Here is a 17088-nt window from a genome sequence, read left to right on the forward strand (position 1 = left end):
TCTGGCGTTGATTTTTGGCACGCTGTTGAGTTCTCAAGGAACGGACGCTTCCTTTGTACTCACCCTCTCGGGCTTTCCTCCGGGCTTTCGTTCTTTTTCTTGCGTTTCCGACTCTATCAGAGTCAGTCTCGCTCGCTTTCCAGGTCCTTCGCTTTCGCGTTTTCCCTTTCCGGCGATTCCGACTCTATCAGGGCTTTTCCGACTCCCTGACCACTCGCCTGACGTACCCAAAAGGCACACAGGGAGCAGCACGGATCAAGATCGGCACTGTAGAGGAGGAGTCCCGTCCATCGGCCGTTCGCGAGAAGTTCACGCGACGCGTCCTGGCGGGAGTCACGACAGTACAGCGCCCGTGGTGCCCAAGCAAATCGATTCAGGCGTATGGTCTAGTCCACTAAGTCGTCGCGGCAGCACGTCGTGGCCCTCGGCAGGGGGATCACTTCGGGCTAACCGGGACGTGTCATGACATACCCTGCTGAAAGTACGTCGCCACAGCACAGGTTGTGACGACGACACGAAGAAGCCCCACCCCTGGGAGGCCCCCCATGACCAGCGTGACGTCCCCTCTTGCCGGGCGCGCCATCGGACTCGCGGCAGTGCCCGATCCGGTGTTCTCCGGCGCAATGGTGGGTCCGGGCACCGCCATCGATCCCGTTCGCGAGCCCTCGGAGGCGGTGTCCCCCGTCGACGGTGTGCTCGTCTCCCTGCACCCGCACGCGTACGTCGTCGTGGACAGCGAAGGACACGGCGTCCTGACGCACCTCGGGATCGACACTGTTCAGCTCAACGGCGAGGGCTTCGAGCTGCTCGTCAACAAGGGCGACACCGTGACCCGTGGTCAGGCCGTCATCCGCTGGAACCCGCAGGCCGTCGAGGAAGCCGGCAAGTCCCCCATTTGCCCCGTCGTCGCACTGGAGGCCTCCGCGGAGTCCCTCTCCGATGTCGTCGAGTCCGGGGACGTCAAGGCGGACGACGTCCTCTTCGGCTGGAAGTAGACGTTCCGCCTGCACAGGCGAATCGGACGGGTCGGACATCCACCGCGGCGGGAGCACCCGCCGCTCAATCGGAGACGGGTGAAATGGAGACAACGCTGCGAGGCGTCGGCGTGAGCCATGGTGTGGCGATCGGCGAGGTGCGGCACATGGGCACGGCGGTTCTCGAACCGCCGGCCAAGCAGATCACCGCGGCCGAGGCGGTGCGTGAACAGGGGCGCGCCCGCAAAGCCGTGGAGGCTGTGTCCGCCGACCTGATGGCCCGGGGCCAGCTGGCCGGCGGCGAGGCTCAGCACGTGCTGGAGGCCCAGGCGATGATCGCCACGGACCCCGAGCTGATGGCGGACGTCGACCGGCGCATCGCCGTCGGCAGCACGGCCGAGCGCGGGGTGTACGACGCGTTCGCCTCGTACCGCGACCTGCTCGCGGGGGCCGGGGAGTACATGGCCGGCCGGGTGGCCGACCTGGACGACGTACGGAACCGGATCGTGGCGCGCCTGCTCGGCGTGCCCATGCCGGGTGTGCCGGACAGTGACGAGCCGTACGTGCTGATCGCGCGGGACCTGGCCCCCGCCGACACCGCGCTGCTCGACCCGGCGCTCGTCCTCGGCTTCGTCACCGAGGAAGGCGGCCCGACCAGCCACAGCGCGATCCTCGCTCGGGCGCTTGGCGTGCCGGCGATCGTGGCGCTCCCCGGTGCCTGCGAGATCGCCGAGGGCACGGTCATCGCCGTCGACGGCAGCACCGGCGACCTGTTCGTCGAGCCGACCGCCGAGAAGCGGGCCGAGCTGGAGGCTGCGGCCGCCGAGCGCAAGGCCGCCCTCGCGGCCTCGTCCGGGCCGGGGGCGACCTCCGACGGCCACAAGGTCCCGCTGCTGGCCAACGTCGGCGGTCCGGCGGACGTGCCGGCGGCCGTGGAAGCGGGGGCCGAGGGTGTGGGCCTGTTCCGCACCGAGTTCCTGTTCCTGGACGACAGCAAGAAGGCACCGTCCGAGGAGAAGCAGATCGAGTCGTACCGCAAGGTGCTCGAAGCCTTCCCCGAGGGACGCGTCGTCGTACGCGTCCTGGACGCCGGCGCCGACAAGCCGCTGGACTTCCTGACGCCGGCCGACGAGCCGAACCCGGCGCTGGGCGTGCGCGGTCTGCGGTCGCTGCTGGACCACCCGGACGTGCTGCGCACGCAGCTCGCGGCGCTGGCCAAGGCGGCCGAGGGCCTGCCGGTCCACCTTGAGGTCATGGCTCCGATGGTGGCCGACCGGACCGACGCGAAGGCGTTCGCGGACGCCTGCCGCGCGGCCGGGCTGCAGGCGAAGTTCGGCGCGATGGTGGAGATCCCCTCCGCCGCGCTCCGGGCGCGCTCGATCCTCCAGGAGGTCGAGTTCCTGTCGCTGGGCACCAACGACCTGGCCCAGTACGCCTTCGCCGCCGACCGGCAGGTCGGTGCGGTGTCGCGGCTCCAGGACCCCTGGCAGCCCGCGCTGCTCGACCTGATCGCCATGTCGGCCGAGGCCGCGAAGGCGGAGGGCAAGAGCTGCGGCGTCTGTGGCGAGGCCGCGTCGGATCCGCTCCTGGCCTGTGTGCTGGCGGGTCTGGGTGTCACCTCTCTTTCGATGGGTGCCGCTTCGATTCCGTACGTGCGGGCGACGCTCGCGAAGTACACGCTGGCCCAGTGCGAGCGTGCCGCGGCCGCGGCGCGCGCGGCGGACACCGCCGAGGAGGCCCGTGTGGCCGCCAGGGCGGTGCTGTCCGGGGAGTAGCCGGACAGGGCAACGGAGCGTTGTCGACCGAGGGGCCTTCGCCGGTGGCGGGGGCCCCTCGGTCGTCTCGCGGTGGCCGGCGCGCTAGTGGTGCGGGGCGGGGCCGTCCACCTCGTAGCCGGGGCAGTACTCGACGCCGGGCTCGGGGGCCACGGGGTCCCCGGTGTCGGCGTCCGTGCAGTAGGCGTTGAACACGGCCGCCGCGGAGAGCGGGACCACGCGGCCGCGGTCCAGGCGCCAGCCGTGGACACGGTCGGGGAGGCCCTCGGTGGTGCTGCGCAGCACCAGTCCCCCGGGGCCGCCGAGGGCGAGGCCGGCGGCGAGGACGGTCACGAAGTCGAGGCTCTCACGGCCCTCGATGCGCGGCGGGCCGTCCCGGCCTGCGGCGGCCTCGGTGTGCAAGACGGCGACGAGCTGTTCGTCCCGGCTCGGGACGCTGCACACGAGGTGGTGGTGGCCCGGTCCGGCGCCGTCGACGAGGCGGGCGAGCGTGTCGGTGGCGCGGGTGAAGGAAACGTGGCCGATGTCCTCGCCGCAGTCGGCGCAGTTGCCGACGCCGGCGAGCAGCGTGGTGGCGTACTCCCAGGTGGCCTGGCGGACGGCCTCGTCGACGAGGAGCGGTACGAGTTCGTCGATGGGCTGGCCGGTGTAGGGCAGCACGGCGCTGGTGCCGGCCAGTTCGGCGGTGAAGCGGGTGCGGGCTTCGGCGGTGTCCGGGTCGATGCCGTGTTCCGTGCAGAACCCGGCGTACTCGGCGGGGTCGAACAGGGCGACGGTGGTGTGGATGCCCTGGGCCGCGAGGGACCGGAGCAGGCCGTCGACGTGGCGGAGGTAGTCGCTGTAGTCGTCGTGGTCGTGGAAGGTGAAGCTGCGGTAGCCGCGCATGGCCGCGAAGTCCCCTGCGTCGGCCAGGAGGCCGACGGTGCTGGGGGCTTCGCGGCGCAGCATGCGGCGCCGGGTGGTGCGGCTGGTGGTGCCGTTCGTGGTGCGGCCGTTGGTCTGGCCGGTGTGGTGGCGCGTCCGTGGCATGGCTCCCCCTGAGTGGCGCATTCGATTGCTCACTCACGGTAACCAAAGCCACTGACAGTGACCTCAGGCGCGGGTGCGGGTGCGGGTGCGGGTGCGGGCCAGCTCCTCGTAGAAGTGAAGGAGGCCGAGGTTGTCAACCGAGCCGGGGTTGACCGCCTTCGCCATCGGCGTGCCCTGCAGGAGCCGCTTGACCGGGACCTCGATGCGCTTGCCCGTCAGGGTGTGCGGGATGCCCGGGACCTCGATGATCTCGTCGGGGACGTGGCGCGGGGAGAGCTCCTCGCGGATCGTCGCCTTGATGCGGCCGCGGAGGTCGTCGTCGAGGGTCGCACCGGGTGCGAGCTGGACGAACAGCGGCATCCAGTAGCCCCCGTTCGGCTCCTCCAGGCCGATGACCAGGGACTCCTTGATCTCCGGGAGGCGCTCGACGGCCTCGTAGATGTCGGCGGAGCCCATCCGGACGCCCTGCCGGTTGAGGGTGGAGTCGGAACGGCCGTGGATGACCACCGAGCCGCGGTCGGTGATCGTGATCCAGTCCCCGTGGCGCCAGACGCCGGGGAACATCTCGAAGTAGCTGTCGCGGTAGCGGCTGCCGTCCGGGTCGTTCCAGAAGCGGATCGGCATGGAGGGCATCGGGTTGGTGACGACGAGCTCGCCGACCTCCCCGGTCAGCGGCTTGCCTGACGGGTCCCAGGACTGGAGGTCGGTGCCGAGGCAGGCGGCCTGGAGCTCGCCGATGTGGACGGGGAGGGTGGGGACGGCGCCGGCGAAGCAGCTGCAGACGTCGGTGCCGCCGCTGACGGAGGCGATCCAGAGGTCTTCCGCCACCTCGTCGTGCAGCCAGCGGAAGGCGTCGGGCGGCAGCGGCGAGCCCGTGGTCGCCACGCACTTCACGGCGGAGAGGTCGAAGTCGCGCGCGGGGTGGACGTCCGCCTTGCGGCAGGCCATGACGTAGGCGGCGGAGGTTCCGTACAGGGTGGCCCCGGTCCGCTCGGCGATCCGCCACTGGGCCCCGGTGTCGGGGTAGCCGGGGCTGCCGTCGTACAGGACGACCGTCGTACCGGTGAGCAGGCCGGAGACGAGGAAGTTCCACATCATCCAGCCGGTCGAGGTGTACCAGAAGAAACGGTCCTCGGGGCCGAGGTCGCAGTGCAGGCCGAGCTGCTTGAGGTGCTCCAGGAGGATGCCGCCCTGGGACTGCACGATCGCCTTGGGCAGGCCCGTCGTACCGGAGGAGTAGAGCACCCAGAGCGGGTGGTCGAACGGGACGGGCTCGAAGACCGGCTCGGCGGTGCCGCCGGTGAGCTCCGACCAGGCCAGGGTGCCTTCGGGGGCGGCCGTCCCGAGCAGCGGGATGTGGACGACGGCGCGCAGCGAGGGGAGCTCGGCGCGCAGTTCGGCGACCGTGTCGCGGCGGTCGTGCTCCTTGCCGCCGTAGCGGTAGCCGTCGACGGTGAACAGGACCACCGGCTCGACCTGCTGGAAGCGGTCGAGGACGCTGCGGGCGCCGAAGTCGGGGGCGCAGGAGGTCCACACGCCGCCGACCGCGGCGGTGGCGAGGAGCGCGGTGACGGCCTCGGGGATGTTGGGGAGGTAGCCGCTCACCCGGTCGCCGGGGCGTACGCCGAGGGCGCGCAGCTCGGCGGCGAGTGCGCCGACCTGGCGGCGGAGCTCGGCCCAGGTGACGGGGGTGGCCTCGTGGGTCTCGTCCACGTACAGCAGGGCGGCCTCGTCCGCGCGCGCCGGGTCCTCGCCGGCGCGCAGGGCGTGCTCGGCGTAGTTGAGGGTGGCGCCCGTGAACCAGCGTGCGCCCGGCATGGTGCGGTCCGCGAGGACGGACTGGTACGGGGTGGTGAACCGGACGTCGAACCATTCGGCGACGGCCTGCCAGAAGGTGTCGAGCTCGTCGACGGACCAGCTGTGCAGCGCCGGGTAGCCGCCGTCCGCGGGGGCTCCGAACCGTTCCGCTGCCCAGGCCTGGAAGGCGGTGACGCGGGCCGCGGCGATCCGGTCGGGGCTCGGGGACCAGAGGGGTTCCGGCTGGGTGGCTGAGGTCATTGGGTCGGCTCCCGGTCAGTCTGCGGCTCGCGCGTGGTGTGCGTGGTGTGCGTACGGTGCCATCGCGCGAGGGGTGTACGCGCGGCGGCTCACAGGGACGATGCCATGCGATCTACATCCGCACCAGAGGCGCCATGAACGAGTGAACGGAAGTTGAACGCAGCCCGCTCGCCCGGCGGCCGGTGGCAGGGTGATCAGCATGAACGGTCGCGATCTGGTACGTGCGGTGAAAGAGATCGGTACGGAGCGCGGACGGCGCGCGTGGCGCTCGGCCTGGCGCCACCGGCGCGCGGACGCGGCGGGGCTCCCGCGCCGGGGCGCGGAACGGGCCCGCGTGCCGGGTCTGCTGACCGGTACGGAACCGCGGCCGGGCGGCGGCGTGCTGCGGTTCGCCCGGTCGGAGCTGCTCGTACGGGTCACGGCGGGCGGCGCGGTGTTCTGGGGCTGGGACGGGGCCGGGCCGACGCCGTCGTACGCGCTGGTCGGCAGCGGGCCGGAGCCCGACCCGCGGGCCGCGCTGGAGCCGGACACCGGCGGCGGCTGGCGGGTGGTGTCGGAGCGGGTGACGGTGGCGGTGTCCAGGCACGGGGCGGTCGAGGTGCGGACGCCGGGCGGGACGGTGCTGCGCCGGGAGCTGCCCCCGCGCTGGTGGGAGCCGGCGGAACCGGTCGCCGGGGAGCGGGTGGAGTCGCGGTGGCTCCAGCGGTCCGAGGTGCCGGCGGACGCCCGGTTCTTCGGGCTGGGCGGGCGGGCCGGCGGGCCGCGGCTGCGGGACGGGGTGTACCGGCTGTGGAACACCGACCCCAAGGGCGGCTTCGGGCCGGGCGACGATCCGCTGTACATCACCATGCCGGTGCAGATGGTGGTCGCGGACGCGGGAACGCACCTGGTGTTCCACGACAACTCCTGGGACGGCCGGGTGGCGCTGCGCGAGGGCGAGGAGGGCGCCGGCTCCGGGGCGGACCGGCCCGGGTCGAGCGAACTGCGGATGGAGGGCGGGCCGCTGCGGTGCTGGGTGCTGGTGGGGACGCCGGCGCGGGTGCTCCAGGGCTGGTCCGGGCTGACCGGCGGCGCCGCCGTACCGCCCGAATGGGCGCTCGGGTACCAGCACGCGCGGTGGGGCTTCGGGAGTGCGGAGGAGGTGCGGCGGGTGGTGTCCGGGTACACCGGGCGCGGGCTCCCGCTGTCGGCGGTGCACCTGGACATCGACCACTACGACGAGCATCGCGTCTTCACGGTGGACACCCAGCGGTTCCCCGATCTGCCGGGGCTGGCCCGGGAGCTGGCGGAGCAGGGCGTACGGCTCGTCTCGATCGTCGACCCGGCGGTGAAGGCGGGCGACGCCGTCCACGCGTCGGGCCGTGCGGTGGGGGCGGGCGGGGCCTTCGTACGGGACGCGCAGGGGCAGGAGGTGCGGGGCGAGGTCTGGCCCGGCGAGTGCGCGTACCCCGATTTCACGGATCCGGCGGTGCGCGCCTGGTGGGGCGGGCTGTATGCGGAGCGGCTGGAGCAGGGCTTCTCCGGGGTGTGGCACGACATGAACGAGCCGGTGTCCTTCGCTCCGTTCGGGGACATGACGCTGCCGCGTTCGGCGCGGCATTCGATGGACGGCGCCGGCGGGGACCACCGGGCCGCGCATAACGTGTACGCGCTCGGGATGGCGCGGGCGGGGTGGGAGGGGCTGGTGCGGCTGCGGCCCGCGGAGCGGCCGTTCCTCTTCTCCCGGTCGGGGTGGGCGGGGATGCAGCGGTACGGGGGCTCCTGGTCGGGGGACGTGGAGACCGGCTGGGAGGGGCTGCGGGCCTCGCTGGCGCTGGTGCTGGGGCTGGGCCTGTGCGGGGTGCCGTACTCGGGCCCGGACGTCGGCGGTTTCGGCGGCTCGCCGTCGCCGGAACTGTATCTGCGGTGGCTCCAGCTGGGGTCGTACCTGCCGCTGTTCCGCACCCACTCGGCGATCTGGGCCGGGCGGCGGGAGCCGTGGGAGTTCGGGCCGCAGGCGGAGGAGCAGGCGCGGGCCGTGCTGGCCGAGCGGGAGCGGCTGCGGCCGTACTTCCTGACGCTGGCCCAGCTGGCGCGGCGGACGGGGGCCCCGTACGTACGGCCGCTGTGGTGGGGGGCTCCGGAGGACCGGGTGCTACGGGACTGCGAGGACGCGTTCCTGCTCGGGGACGCGTTGCTGGTGGCGCCGGTGCTGGAGTGCGGGGCGGACCGGCGGGCGGTCCGGCTGCCCCGCGGGCGATGGTACGACACGGCGACCGGTGCGGCGTACGAGGGCCCCGGGCAGATCCTGCTGGACGCTCCGCCGGGGCGGATCCCGGTACTGGCCCGGGCGGGGTCGGTGCTGCCGGTCCGCCGGCCCGGTGACGGCCGGGTGGCCTTGGAGGCATGGGCTCCGGCGCGGGGGCGCACGGGCGGCGGGGTGGTGATCCGGGACCCGGGACCGGGCTTCGAGGCGGGCGTGGTCGAGCGGTACACGGTGCGGTGGCTGGAGGACGCGGTGGTGGTGGAGGACGAGGCCGGTGAGCCGGTGGAGGGGGTGCAGGTACGCGGGCTCGGGCCCGGCCGCGGGGGCCCTTCCGGTGCGGCTCACGGAGAGGTTTCCGGTCCTTCCGGTCCTTCCGGTCCTTCCGGTCCTTCCGGTCCTTCCGGTCCTTCCGGTCCTTCCGGTCCTTCCGGATCCGGCGAACGCCTTCCAGGGCGGCTCTAGCTCCGCCATAGGCCGCCGGAAGATCCTGCTCCTGTGCGGCGCACCTGCCGTGCTGCCGTTGGAGCCGTTCGATCAGGGGGCCTGTGATGGTCTTGGCGAGCCCGGCGAGGCCCGCGCGGACGTACGTACCCGGGCTGCGGGCGTTGCGCCGTCCACGCCGATGGGACGTCGCACCGGGAGCCGAAGTCGTGGGTGCCTGCCAGCTGCTTCTGGCGTGGGGGCTGCTCGTCGCGACGCAGCAGGCGTTCCCGGCCCGATCCCTCGGGGGGCTCTGGTCGGCCGCGGTGGCGAGCGCGCTGCTCCCGCTGGCCGCCGGGGCGTGCCTGCCGGTCCGGCCGGTGCCGTTGAAGGCGCTGTGGGGGCGGGGCCTGGCGGTGACGGCGGCTGCCCTGGCGGTGGTGGCGCTGACGGACCTCGTGCGAGGCCTCGGAGGGTGACCGGCAGGCGGGCTTCCGGATGGATCCCCGCCGTCAGCCGCCGTAGCGTCCCGCGAACCACGCCGCCGCGGCCCGGGTGTGGAGGGGGAACGCCAGCTCCGCCGGGGTCCGCAGGACGTGCCAGCCCGTGGTCTCGTCCGTCGGGGCCGACGGCGGAAGCGATGCCGTCGGGCGTAGGGGCAGGAGGCCGAAGAGCAGCAGGTGGCCCGCAGGGGAGCTCATGGCGTCGGCCAGGACGACCTCCGAGGCCGGGGCGTGGATGCCCGTCTCCTCGCGGAGCTCGCGGACGACCGCGTCGCGCCATTCCTCGCCGAAGTCCATGAAGCCGCCCGGCAGGGCGATGCCCCCGAGGGCCGGCTCGATGGTGCGGGTGATCACCACCAGCCCGGTTCCCGCCTCGTCCTCCACCGGGAGCAGCGCGATGGCCACGGGGAGCGGGTTGCGGTAGGTGACCGCGCCGCACGAGGCGCACGTACGGGGCCAGGCGGTCGTGTCGAACAGCGATCCGCAGGTGGAACAGTGCGAGTCCCTCGGCTGTGCCTGCATTCCGCGATGGTATGCCACGGGGTATGAGGATGCTTGCGGTTGTGGGAGTCGTGGGCTGTGCGGCGCTGCTCGCGGGGGGCTCGGCGCCGCCCGGGTTCGCGTTGCTCTCCGAGGTCGATCCCACCATCGGGCAGGACATCAGGTACGCCACCGCCCACAATTTCACCGGCGCGGTCGTGGACGGGTACGAGGAGCCCGTATGCCTGCTCGCCCGCCCCGCCGCCGAGGCGCTGCGCAAAGCCCAGCGGGAGCTGTTGCGGCGCGGGTATGCGTTGACGGTGTACGACTGCTACCGGCCGCAGCGGGCGGTGGAGCGGTTCGTGCGGTGGGCGGCGGACGGCCAGGACCAGTCCACGAAGGCGGAGTTCTACCCGGACGTGGACAAGGCACGGCTGATTCCCGACGGGTACATCGCCGAGAAGTCCGGGCACAGCCGCGGGAGTACCGTCGACGTGACGCTCGTGCGGCTGCCGCTGCGCCGGCCCGTCGACATGGGGACCCCGTTCGACCGGTTCGGTCCGCTCTCGCACACCGACGACCCGAGGATCACGGGCGCCGCCCGGGCCAACCGGAAGCTGCTCGGGCAGGCGCTCTCCGCGCAGGGGTTCGTGAACCTGCCCGAGGAATGGTGGCATTTCACGTTCGAGCCCGAGGCCTTTCCCGATTCGTTCTTCGACTTCCCGGCCGCTGCCGCCTCGGTCCGGCCGTGAGTACCGTGCCGGCATGACATTCCTTTCTCCCCCAGCTACCGCCGGGAGGTGCCCCCAGAGGAGTTCTGGCCCTACTACGTCGCCATGCACTCCCGCGCCGCCACCCGCTGGGTCCACCTCGCCGGCACCCTCACGGGGCTCGCCCTCACCGCGTACGGCCTGGCGCGCGGGCGGGGGCGCTACCTCGCCGCGCTCCCGCTCATCGGGTACGGGACCGCCTGGCCCGCGCACTTCCTGATCGAGAAGAACAACCCGGCCGCCTTCGGGCATCCGGGCTGGTCGCTGCGCGGGGACGCGCAGATGGTCCGGATGATGCTGGCCGGGCGGGACGCGGAGCTGGCCGAGATCGCCCGGAAGTGGCTCGCCGAGAACCGGTGACCCGCACCGCCCTCCCGTGGCAGACTTCTGACGCTTCGTCAGATAGTCCGGCGGTCGGGAGGGGTCTTGGAACGCACACGTACACCCGTGGTGAGCGGGTGGTTCACCGACGCGGGCGCGGAGGGCGGATTCCGCCTGCTCGGCACCCGCTGCTCCGCCTGCACCGCGGTGTTCTTCCCCCGTGAGGACGCGTACTGCCGCAACCCGCACTGCCCCGGCGGCGGGGAGCTCGCCGAGGTGCCGCTGTCCCCGCGGGGCCGGGTGTGGTCCTACACCGACGGCCGGTACCGGCCGCCCGCGCCGTACGTGTCCGACCCGGACGCGCCCTGGGCGCCGTACACCCTGGTCGCGGTGGAGCTGGAGGCCGAGGGGATGGTCGTGCTCGGGCAGGCGGCTCCGGGGATCACCGTCGCCGATCTGGCGGTCGGGATGGAGGTCGAGGTGGTCGCCGGGGTGCTGAACGAGGATGCCGGGACCGTCTGGACGACCTGGCGGTTCCGGCCGGTGGGGGTGGGCGCGTGACCGCCGCCGTCGCCGACGTCGCGGTCCTCGGGGCCGGTATGCACCCCTGGGGCAAATGGGGCCGCAGCTTCGTCGAGTACGGGCGGGCCGCGGCCCGGACCGCCCTCGCCGACGCCGGGCTGGGGTGGGCCGACGTCCAGTCGATCGTCGGGGCCGACACCGTGCGCTCCGGATATCCCGGTTATGTGGCCGGCGCGACCTTCGCCCGGGCCCTCGGCTGGCAGGGCGCGCGGGTGACCAGCGTGTACGCGGCCTGCGCCTCGGGGGCCCAGGCCATCGGGGCGGCGCGGGCGCAGATCCTGGCCGGGCTGGCCGACGTCGTCCTGGTGGTCGGCGCGGATGCCGCGCCCAAGGGGTTCTTCGCCCCGGCGGGCGGGGACCGGCCGGACGATCCGGACTGGCTGCGGTTCCGCGTGCTGGGCGCCACGAACCCGGCGTACTTCGCCCTCTACGCGCGCCGCCGGATGGCCGTGTACGGGGACACCCTCGACGATTTCGCCCGGGTGAAGGTCAAGAACGCCGCGGCCGGCGCCCTCAACCCGCACGCCCGCTACCGCAAGCCGGTCACGGCCGAGGAGGTCGCGCAGTCGGCGGTCGTCGCCGACCCGCTCCGGCTGCTCGACATCTGCGCCACCTCTGACGGGGGCGCGGCGCTGGTGCTGAGCAGCATGGACTTCGCACGCTCGCGCGGGATCGCCGATCCGGTGCGGATCCGGGCGGTGTCGACGGTGACGCCGGCGTATCCGCGTACGGTCCTCGACCTCCCGGACATCGCCACCGACTCGGTGACCGCCCCGGGGCCTGCGGCGGGCTCGTTCCGGGCCTCGATCGCCCGGGCCGCGTACGAGGAGGCCGGGCTCGGCCCCGGGGACCTCTCGCTCGCCGAGGTGTACGACCTCTCCACCGCCCTGGAGCTGGAGTGGTACGAGGACATCGGCCTGTGCGCCGAGGGCGAGGGGGCCAAGCTCGTACGGGAGGGCGCGACGGCGCTCGGCGGGCGGGTGCCGGTGAACGCGAGCGGCGGGCTGGCCTCCTTCGGGGAGGCGGTCCCGGCGCAGGCCATCGCCCAGGTCTGCGAGCTGACCTGGCAGTTGCGCGGCACGGCCGGGGACCGGCAGGTGCCGGGGGCACATACCGGGATCACCGCGAACCAGGGGCTGTTCGGGCACGGTTCGGCCGTCGTCGCCGTGCGGTGACGGTGACGGCGACGGCCGGGTGCGGACCTGAACAGAAGCTGTTGTCCGAACGCTTGACGGCTCCGGGCGGCAGGTTCACACTCGCTCCACAGCCTCCCGCCGGGTACGACGCCACGGCCGAGGCCCTTCGTCCCCCCATGAGAGCTGCGGCCCGTACCCCAGTCGGCGGGGGTACGGGCCGCCTCCCTGTGCGCGAGGTCCCCGGGTCCGTGCGGGCAGGCCGCAGCGGTCAGGTCCCGGCGGTCAGGCTGCGGCGCCGGGCCCGTGCCAGCGACATCGCGTGTTCCACGACCCCCACCAGCACGTCCTTCACGGATTCCCGGTCCCGGGCGTCGCAGAGGAGCACCGGTACCTCGGGATCGAGGTCGAGCGCCTCCCGTACGGTCACCACCGGATGGCGTTCGGCCCCGTCGAAGCAGTTGACCGCGACCACGAAGGGGATCCCGCGCCGCTCGAAGTAGTCGACGGCGGCGAAGCAGTCGGCGAGGCGGCGGGTGTCGGCGAGGACCACGGCGCCGAGCGACCCCTGGGCCAGCTCGTCCCACAGGAACCAGAAGCGGTCCTGTCCGGGCGTGCCGAACAGGTAGAGCACCAGGTCCTCGCGCAGCGTGATGCGACCGAAGTCCATCGCCACGGTGGTGGTGCTCTTGCCCTCCACTCCCCCGGTGTCGTCGATGCCGGCTCCCGGCTCGGAGAGCAGTTCCTCGGTCCGCAGCGGTCTGATCTCGCTCACCGCACTGACCAGGGTGGTCTTGCCCACCCCGAAGCCGCCCGCAACCAGGATCTTCAGGGTCAGCGGCTCGACCGGCGACACGGCGTGCATGGCACCGGTGCGGCTAGAGCGCCCGAAGGCCATCGATCACCTCACGCAGAATGGATTCATCGGGCAGTTCGGCCGGCGGTACCGGCCGGGTCACGTGGACCAGTTCCTCGTCGACCAGGTCTCCGATCAGGACGCGTACGACCCCGACCGCGAGGTCGAGTTCGGCCGCGAGTTCGGCGACCGACTGCGGCCGCTCCCGGCACAGTCCGAGGATGTCGGAGTGTTCCGGGGACAGGGTCATGTCCCAGACCGGATCGTCGGCCGCCGGTTCGGCGACGACGAGTGCGATCAGGTCGAGCCGGTGCCGGCCGGCGTGGCTGGTCCGGCCCCGGGTCATGGCGTACGGGCGTACGACGGGCCCCGCTTCGTCGTCGAACCAGTGCGGGTGGGCGGGCTCCTGCGACGGGCCCGGTGCACCGGGGGCGGCCGCGGGGTGGTCCTGGCGGTTCTGGCCTGGATCGCTCATGCCGTCCGCCCTCACCCTCCGGCTGGCAGCCCGGAGCGGGGAGCGGTCGCCAGGTGGTCGCCGACCCGCTTGACCATCAGGGTCATCTCGTACGCGACCTGCCCGACGTCGGAGTCGGCGTCCGACAGCACGGCCAGGCAGCTGCCGTCGCCGGCGGCCATGACGAAGAGGAAGGCCTCGTCCAGCTCGACCACGGTCTGGCGGACACTGCCGGACTCGAAGTGGCGGCCGACGCCCTTGGCCAGGCTGTGGAAGCCGGAGGCCACGGCGGCCAGGTGCTCGCTGTCCTCGCGGGTCAGGTCCTTCGAGCTGCCGGTGGGCAGGCCGTCGCCGGAGAGGACCACCGCCTTGCGGATGCTGGCGACCCGGTCGACGAGCTCGTCGAGGAGCCAGTTGAGCGGACCGGAGCCGCGGCCCCGGGTGTCGTTGCCGGTCTGCGGTGCGGTCATCGACCGTCCCCCTCGTTCTCGGATCCGGGACCTGTGGCGGCGGAAGTGCCTGCCCCGGTCCCGGACTGCTGCTGTGCGTGCTTCTCGCGGCCGGCCGTCCAGCCGCGCTGGAGTGCGGACATGCGCGTACGTACCTCTTCCGCGTCGCGGTCGGCCACCGGGTCGGCTGCGGCTTCGGCGGGTGCGGGGGCAGGGGCGTTCTTCAACTGGGGCGCCAGGCTGGCCTGGCGGACGCGCTTGGGCAGCCCTCCGGGGCCCGTGGCGGGCACGGCCGCACCGGGCCCGGCCGTACGCAGCCCGGTGTCCGGCTCCCGGTCCGGCGCGGGCCTCGGGACCGCGGACACCGGGCGGGGCTCCACGCGGCGGCCGTGCTCGGCGACCAGCGTCGGCGTGGGCCTGCGGCGCGGGAGCGGGACGGCACCCGCGGACCGGGCGCCGGCGCCGTCCGCGCGTGCGCTGCGGAGCGCCTCGGGGCGGTGGCTGTCCAGCCGGACCGGGCCGGTGGGGGCCGGCAGCTCGCGGTCCGGGCCGGCCTTGCGGTCGGTGTGCGGCCGGTCCGCCGGGCGGAGCCCCAGCAGGGCGCTGCGCGGGGTGCCGTTCGGCGGGGTCTCGTCGTCGAGGGTGGCCATGGCGGGGCGGGTGCCGACTCCGGTGAGCCCGGTGATTCCGGTGGTGACCTCGTCCAGGGCGGCCGGGTCGTCGAGGCCGTCCAGTCCGAGCACGCCGAGCGGGGCCTCCAGTTCGACCGGGCCGCGCAGTCCGGGTGCGGCCGGCGCGCGGCCGGCCGGAGCGCGCTCGACGGCGGCCGGGGCGGACCGGGCGGGGCCGCGGCCGATCCTGCCGCCCTGGCCGGCCCGGCCTCCCTTGCCGTCGTCGAGGCGCAGGCCGGTGCCGTTGGTGTCGGGAGCCTCGGTCAGCAGGGCCGCCGGGAGGAACACCACGGCGGTGGTGCCGCCGTACGGGCTGGGCTGGAGGACGATCTTGACCCCGTGGCGCTGCGCGAGACGGCTGACGACGAACAGGCCGAGGCGGTCGGTGTCGGAGAGTTCGAACTCGGGGGTCTCGGCGAGCCTGAGGTTCGCGTCGAGCAGCGCCTCCGGGTTCATGCCGAGGCCGCGGTCGTGGATCTCCAGGGTGAAGCCGTTGGCGACGCGCTCGCCGTGCACCTGGACGGCGGTGTGCGGTGGGGAGAACACGGTGGCGTTCTCCAGGAGTTCGGCGACGAGGTGGGTCACGTCGGCGACGGCGGGGCCGGCGATGCCGAGCCGCGGCAGGCGGCGTACCTCGATGCGCTCGTAGTCCTCGACCTCGGCGACGGCGGCCCGTACGACGTCCATGAGCTGGACGGGTTTGCGCCACTGGCGGGAGGGGGCCGCGCCGGAGAGGATCACGAGGCCTTCGGCGTGGCGGCGCATGCGGGTGGTCATGTGGTCGAGGCGGAAGAGGTCGGCGAGCTCCTCGGCGTCCTCGGTGCGCCGTTCCATCGTGTCGAGCAGGGTCAGCTGGCGGTGCAGCAGGACCTGGTTGCGGCGGGCCAGGTTGACGAACACCTCGGAGACGCCCCGGCGGAGCTCCGCCTGCTTGACGGCGGCCTCGACGGCGGCGCGCTGGAGGGTGTTGAGGGCCTGGCCGACCTGGCCGACCTCGTCCTTCTCGTACTCCAGGCGCGGGGCCTCGGTCTCGATGTCCACGTGTTCGCCGGCGGCGAGGCGGCGCATCACGGCGGGCAGCCGGACGCCGGACACCTCGTGGGCCTCCTTGCGGAGCCGGGACAGGTCGCGGACCAGGTCGCGGCCGATGCGCACGGAGAGGACGAGGGAGACGACGAGGGCGATGAAGCCGAGGACGCCGGCGATCGCCGCCTGGACGAGGACGTCCATGGCGACGGGTTCGACACGCTTCTGGTAGCGGTCGCCGGCGGCGGTGCCCATGGTGGCGAGGTCGTCGAGGACCTTGTTCGCGGCCTCGTCCCACTGGGTGGCGGTGACGCGGGGGTTCTTTCCTGCGCCTCCGGAGATGAACCGTTCCTCCGCGTCGCGCAGCGGTTTGGTGTCGGGGCTGCTCCAGTACTGCTCGAACAGCTCGCGGTCGTCGGCCGGGAGGATCGCGAGGTTGAACTCGTAGAGCAGCGTGCGGTTGGCGGCGAGGTCGGAGACGCGCCGGATGTCCGCGGGGCTGACGTTGCGGGCGGCGAGGGCTGCGGCGATGACGGCGTCCTCGCGGGAGAGCGTCTCGCGGGCGCGGGTGATGCCGACGAGGGCGCGGCCCTGCTTGTCCATCTCCACGTTCTCCAGGGCGTGGAGGTTCATCAGGAACTCGTAGCAGGGGTCGACGAGCCGGCTGTACAGCTCCAGCGCCTGGCTCGGGTCCAGGGTGTTCTGGTCGACGGAGCGGCGCAGTGCGCCGATGCCGCGGAAGGCGTCGAGGATGGAGTCGAGGCGCTGGGCGGCTGCCGGGGCCAGTTCGTCCGCGACCTCGGGATCCTTGGCGTTCTTGCTGATCCGGTCGACGATCTCGTCGGTTGCGGCGCGGCGCTTGGTGAGTTCGGCGGTTGCGGTGGAGGCGCGGGGGTCGCCGAGGACGACGAGGGTCTGGCGGCGTTCCTTCTGGATGACGCGGACGACGTCCTCGACGGGGTAGCCGACCTTGTTGATGACGTAGGCGACGTCGAGGAGCTGGACGGCCTGGCGGCCGGTGATCACGGTGGCGAAACCCCAGAGGGCGGTGAGGGAGATGAGCGGCACAAGGAGCAACGCCACGATCTTCCGGCGGATGGACTTCCCGCGAAAGCGCATGGCCTCCCCAGCCTCCCCAGCTCAACCCCGTTGTCCGGGATCGGTGTTCCGTCATTTAAACGGCGTGAGCCTACTACTGCCGGGGAGCGGCTTCGAAGGCATGTCCGGACGTTTTCGGCCGGGACCCCGGGTGTAGATCACGAGTTGTCCGATACATCCGGTCAAGAGCAGCCCGTTATGTGGCAGATGACACTTGGTGGGGTGTCAGTTCCCGCAACCGGAT

General features: G+C 73.0%; 15 protein-coding genes. 8 read left to right on the forward strand and 7 right to left on the reverse strand.

Features of this window, described 5'->3' with window-relative positions:
* Positions 1–545 precede the first annotated feature (545 nt).
* Complete coding sequence (locus ABTY04_RS24150) at positions 546–995, forward strand: PTS sugar transporter subunit IIA (protein ID WP_352215460.1); 450 nt, start codon at positions 546–548, stop codon at positions 993–995.
* An 83-nt stretch (positions 996–1078) separates the two neighbouring features.
* Positions 1079–2749, forward strand: a complete 1671-nt coding sequence (ptsP, locus tag ABTY04_RS24155) for a phosphoenolpyruvate--protein phosphotransferase (RefSeq protein WP_352215461.1) — start codon at positions 1079–1081, stop codon at positions 2747–2749.
* Positions 2750–2833: 84 nt separating this feature from the next.
* On the opposite strand, the gene ABTY04_RS24160 is transcribed toward ptsP, so the two are convergent.
* Positions 2834–3778, reverse strand: coding sequence for a DUF8829 domain-containing protein (locus ABTY04_RS24160; protein WP_502996708.1), 945 nt, complete (start codon positions 3776–3778; stop codon positions 2834–2836).
* A 63-nt stretch (positions 3779–3841) separates the two neighbouring features.
* Entirely contained in the window at positions 3842–5836 is a 1995-nt protein-coding gene (locus ABTY04_RS24165; protein ID WP_352215462.1) for an acetoacetate--CoA ligase, read from the reverse strand.
* Between the two features lie 199 nt (positions 5837–6035).
* Between ABTY04_RS24165 and ABTY04_RS24170 the strand changes: the two genes are divergently transcribed.
* Positions 6036–8543 carry a glycoside hydrolase family 31 protein gene (locus ABTY04_RS24170; RefSeq protein WP_352215463.1) on the forward strand — a complete coding sequence of 836 codons (2508 nt, stop codon included), beginning with the start codon at positions 6036–6038 and terminating at the stop codon, positions 8541–8543.
* 188 nt (positions 8544–8731) lie between these two features.
* The gene (locus tag ABTY04_RS24175; RefSeq protein WP_352215464.1) at positions 8732–8980 is read left to right on the forward strand and encodes a hypothetical protein; all 249 of its coding nucleotides are present in this window, start codon (positions 8732–8734) and stop codon (positions 8978–8980) included.
* 33 nt (positions 8981–9013) lie between these two features.
* Here ABTY04_RS24175 and ABTY04_RS24180 read toward each other — a convergent pair whose 3' ends face one another.
* The gene (locus tag ABTY04_RS24180; protein WP_352215465.1) at positions 9014–9526 is read right to left on the reverse strand and encodes an NUDIX domain-containing protein; all 513 of its coding nucleotides are present in this window, start codon (positions 9524–9526) and stop codon (positions 9014–9016) included.
* Positions 9527–9549: 23 nt separating this feature from the next.
* Here ABTY04_RS24180 and ABTY04_RS24185 point away from each other — a divergent pair, with 23 nt between their 5' ends.
* The 4 genes from ABTY04_RS24185 to ABTY04_RS24200 all read left to right on the forward strand — a co-directional run bounded on the left by ABTY04_RS24185 (position 9550) and on the right by ABTY04_RS24200 (position 12332).
* Positions 9550–10236 (forward strand): M15 family metallopeptidase, encoded by a 687-nt coding sequence (locus ABTY04_RS24185; RefSeq protein WP_352215466.1) that lies wholly within the window; start codon positions 9550–9552, stop codon positions 10234–10236.
* Positions 10237–10284: 48 nt separating this feature from the next.
* Positions 10285–10614, forward strand: coding sequence for an Mpo1-like protein (locus ABTY04_RS24190; RefSeq protein WP_352215467.1), 330 nt, complete (start codon positions 10285–10287; stop codon positions 10612–10614).
* Positions 10615–10680: 66 nt separating this feature from the next.
* Positions 10681–11136 carry a Zn-ribbon domain-containing OB-fold protein gene (locus ABTY04_RS24195; RefSeq protein ID WP_352215468.1) on the forward strand — a complete coding sequence of 152 codons (456 nt, stop codon included), beginning with the start codon at positions 10681–10683 and terminating at the stop codon, positions 11134–11136.
* Positions 11133–12332 (forward strand): lipid-transfer protein, encoded by a 1200-nt coding sequence (locus tag ABTY04_RS24200; RefSeq protein ID WP_352215469.1) that lies wholly within the window; start codon positions 11133–11135, stop codon positions 12330–12332. The genes ABTY04_RS24195 and ABTY04_RS24200 overlap by 4 nt, the downstream gene beginning before the upstream one ends.
* A 229-nt stretch (positions 12333–12561) precedes the next feature.
* On the opposite strand, the gene ABTY04_RS24205 is transcribed toward ABTY04_RS24200, so the two are convergent.
* Genes ABTY04_RS24205 through ABTY04_RS24220 form a run of 4 tightly spaced genes read right to left on the reverse strand, consistent with a single transcriptional unit; the run spans position 12562 to position 16865 of the window.
* A complete protein-coding gene (locus ABTY04_RS24205; RefSeq protein WP_352215470.1) occupies positions 12562–13188 on the reverse strand; it encodes a GTP-binding protein in 627 nt (208 codons plus the stop codon).
* Positions 13169–13621 carry a DUF742 domain-containing protein gene (locus ABTY04_RS24210; RefSeq protein WP_352215471.1) on the reverse strand — a complete coding sequence of 151 codons (453 nt, stop codon included), beginning with the start codon at positions 13619–13621 and terminating at the stop codon, positions 13169–13171. The genes ABTY04_RS24205 and ABTY04_RS24210 overlap by 20 nt, the downstream gene beginning before the upstream one ends.
* Positions 13622–13632: 11 nt before the next feature.
* The gene (locus ABTY04_RS24215; protein ID WP_030871925.1) at positions 13633–14070 is read right to left on the reverse strand and encodes a roadblock/LC7 domain-containing protein; all 438 of its coding nucleotides are present in this window, start codon (positions 14068–14070) and stop codon (positions 13633–13635) included.
* Entirely contained in the window at positions 14067–16865 is a 2799-nt protein-coding gene (locus ABTY04_RS24220; RefSeq protein WP_352215472.1) for a nitrate- and nitrite sensing domain-containing protein, read from the reverse strand. The genes ABTY04_RS24215 and ABTY04_RS24220 overlap by 4 nt, the downstream gene beginning before the upstream one ends.
* Positions 16866–17088: the final 223 nt, after the last annotated feature.

Origin of the sequence: Streptomyces sp. NPDC097981, assembly GCF_040302565.1 — a bacterium.
GTDB lineage: Bacteria > Actinomycetota > Actinomycetes > Streptomycetales > Streptomycetaceae > Streptomyces.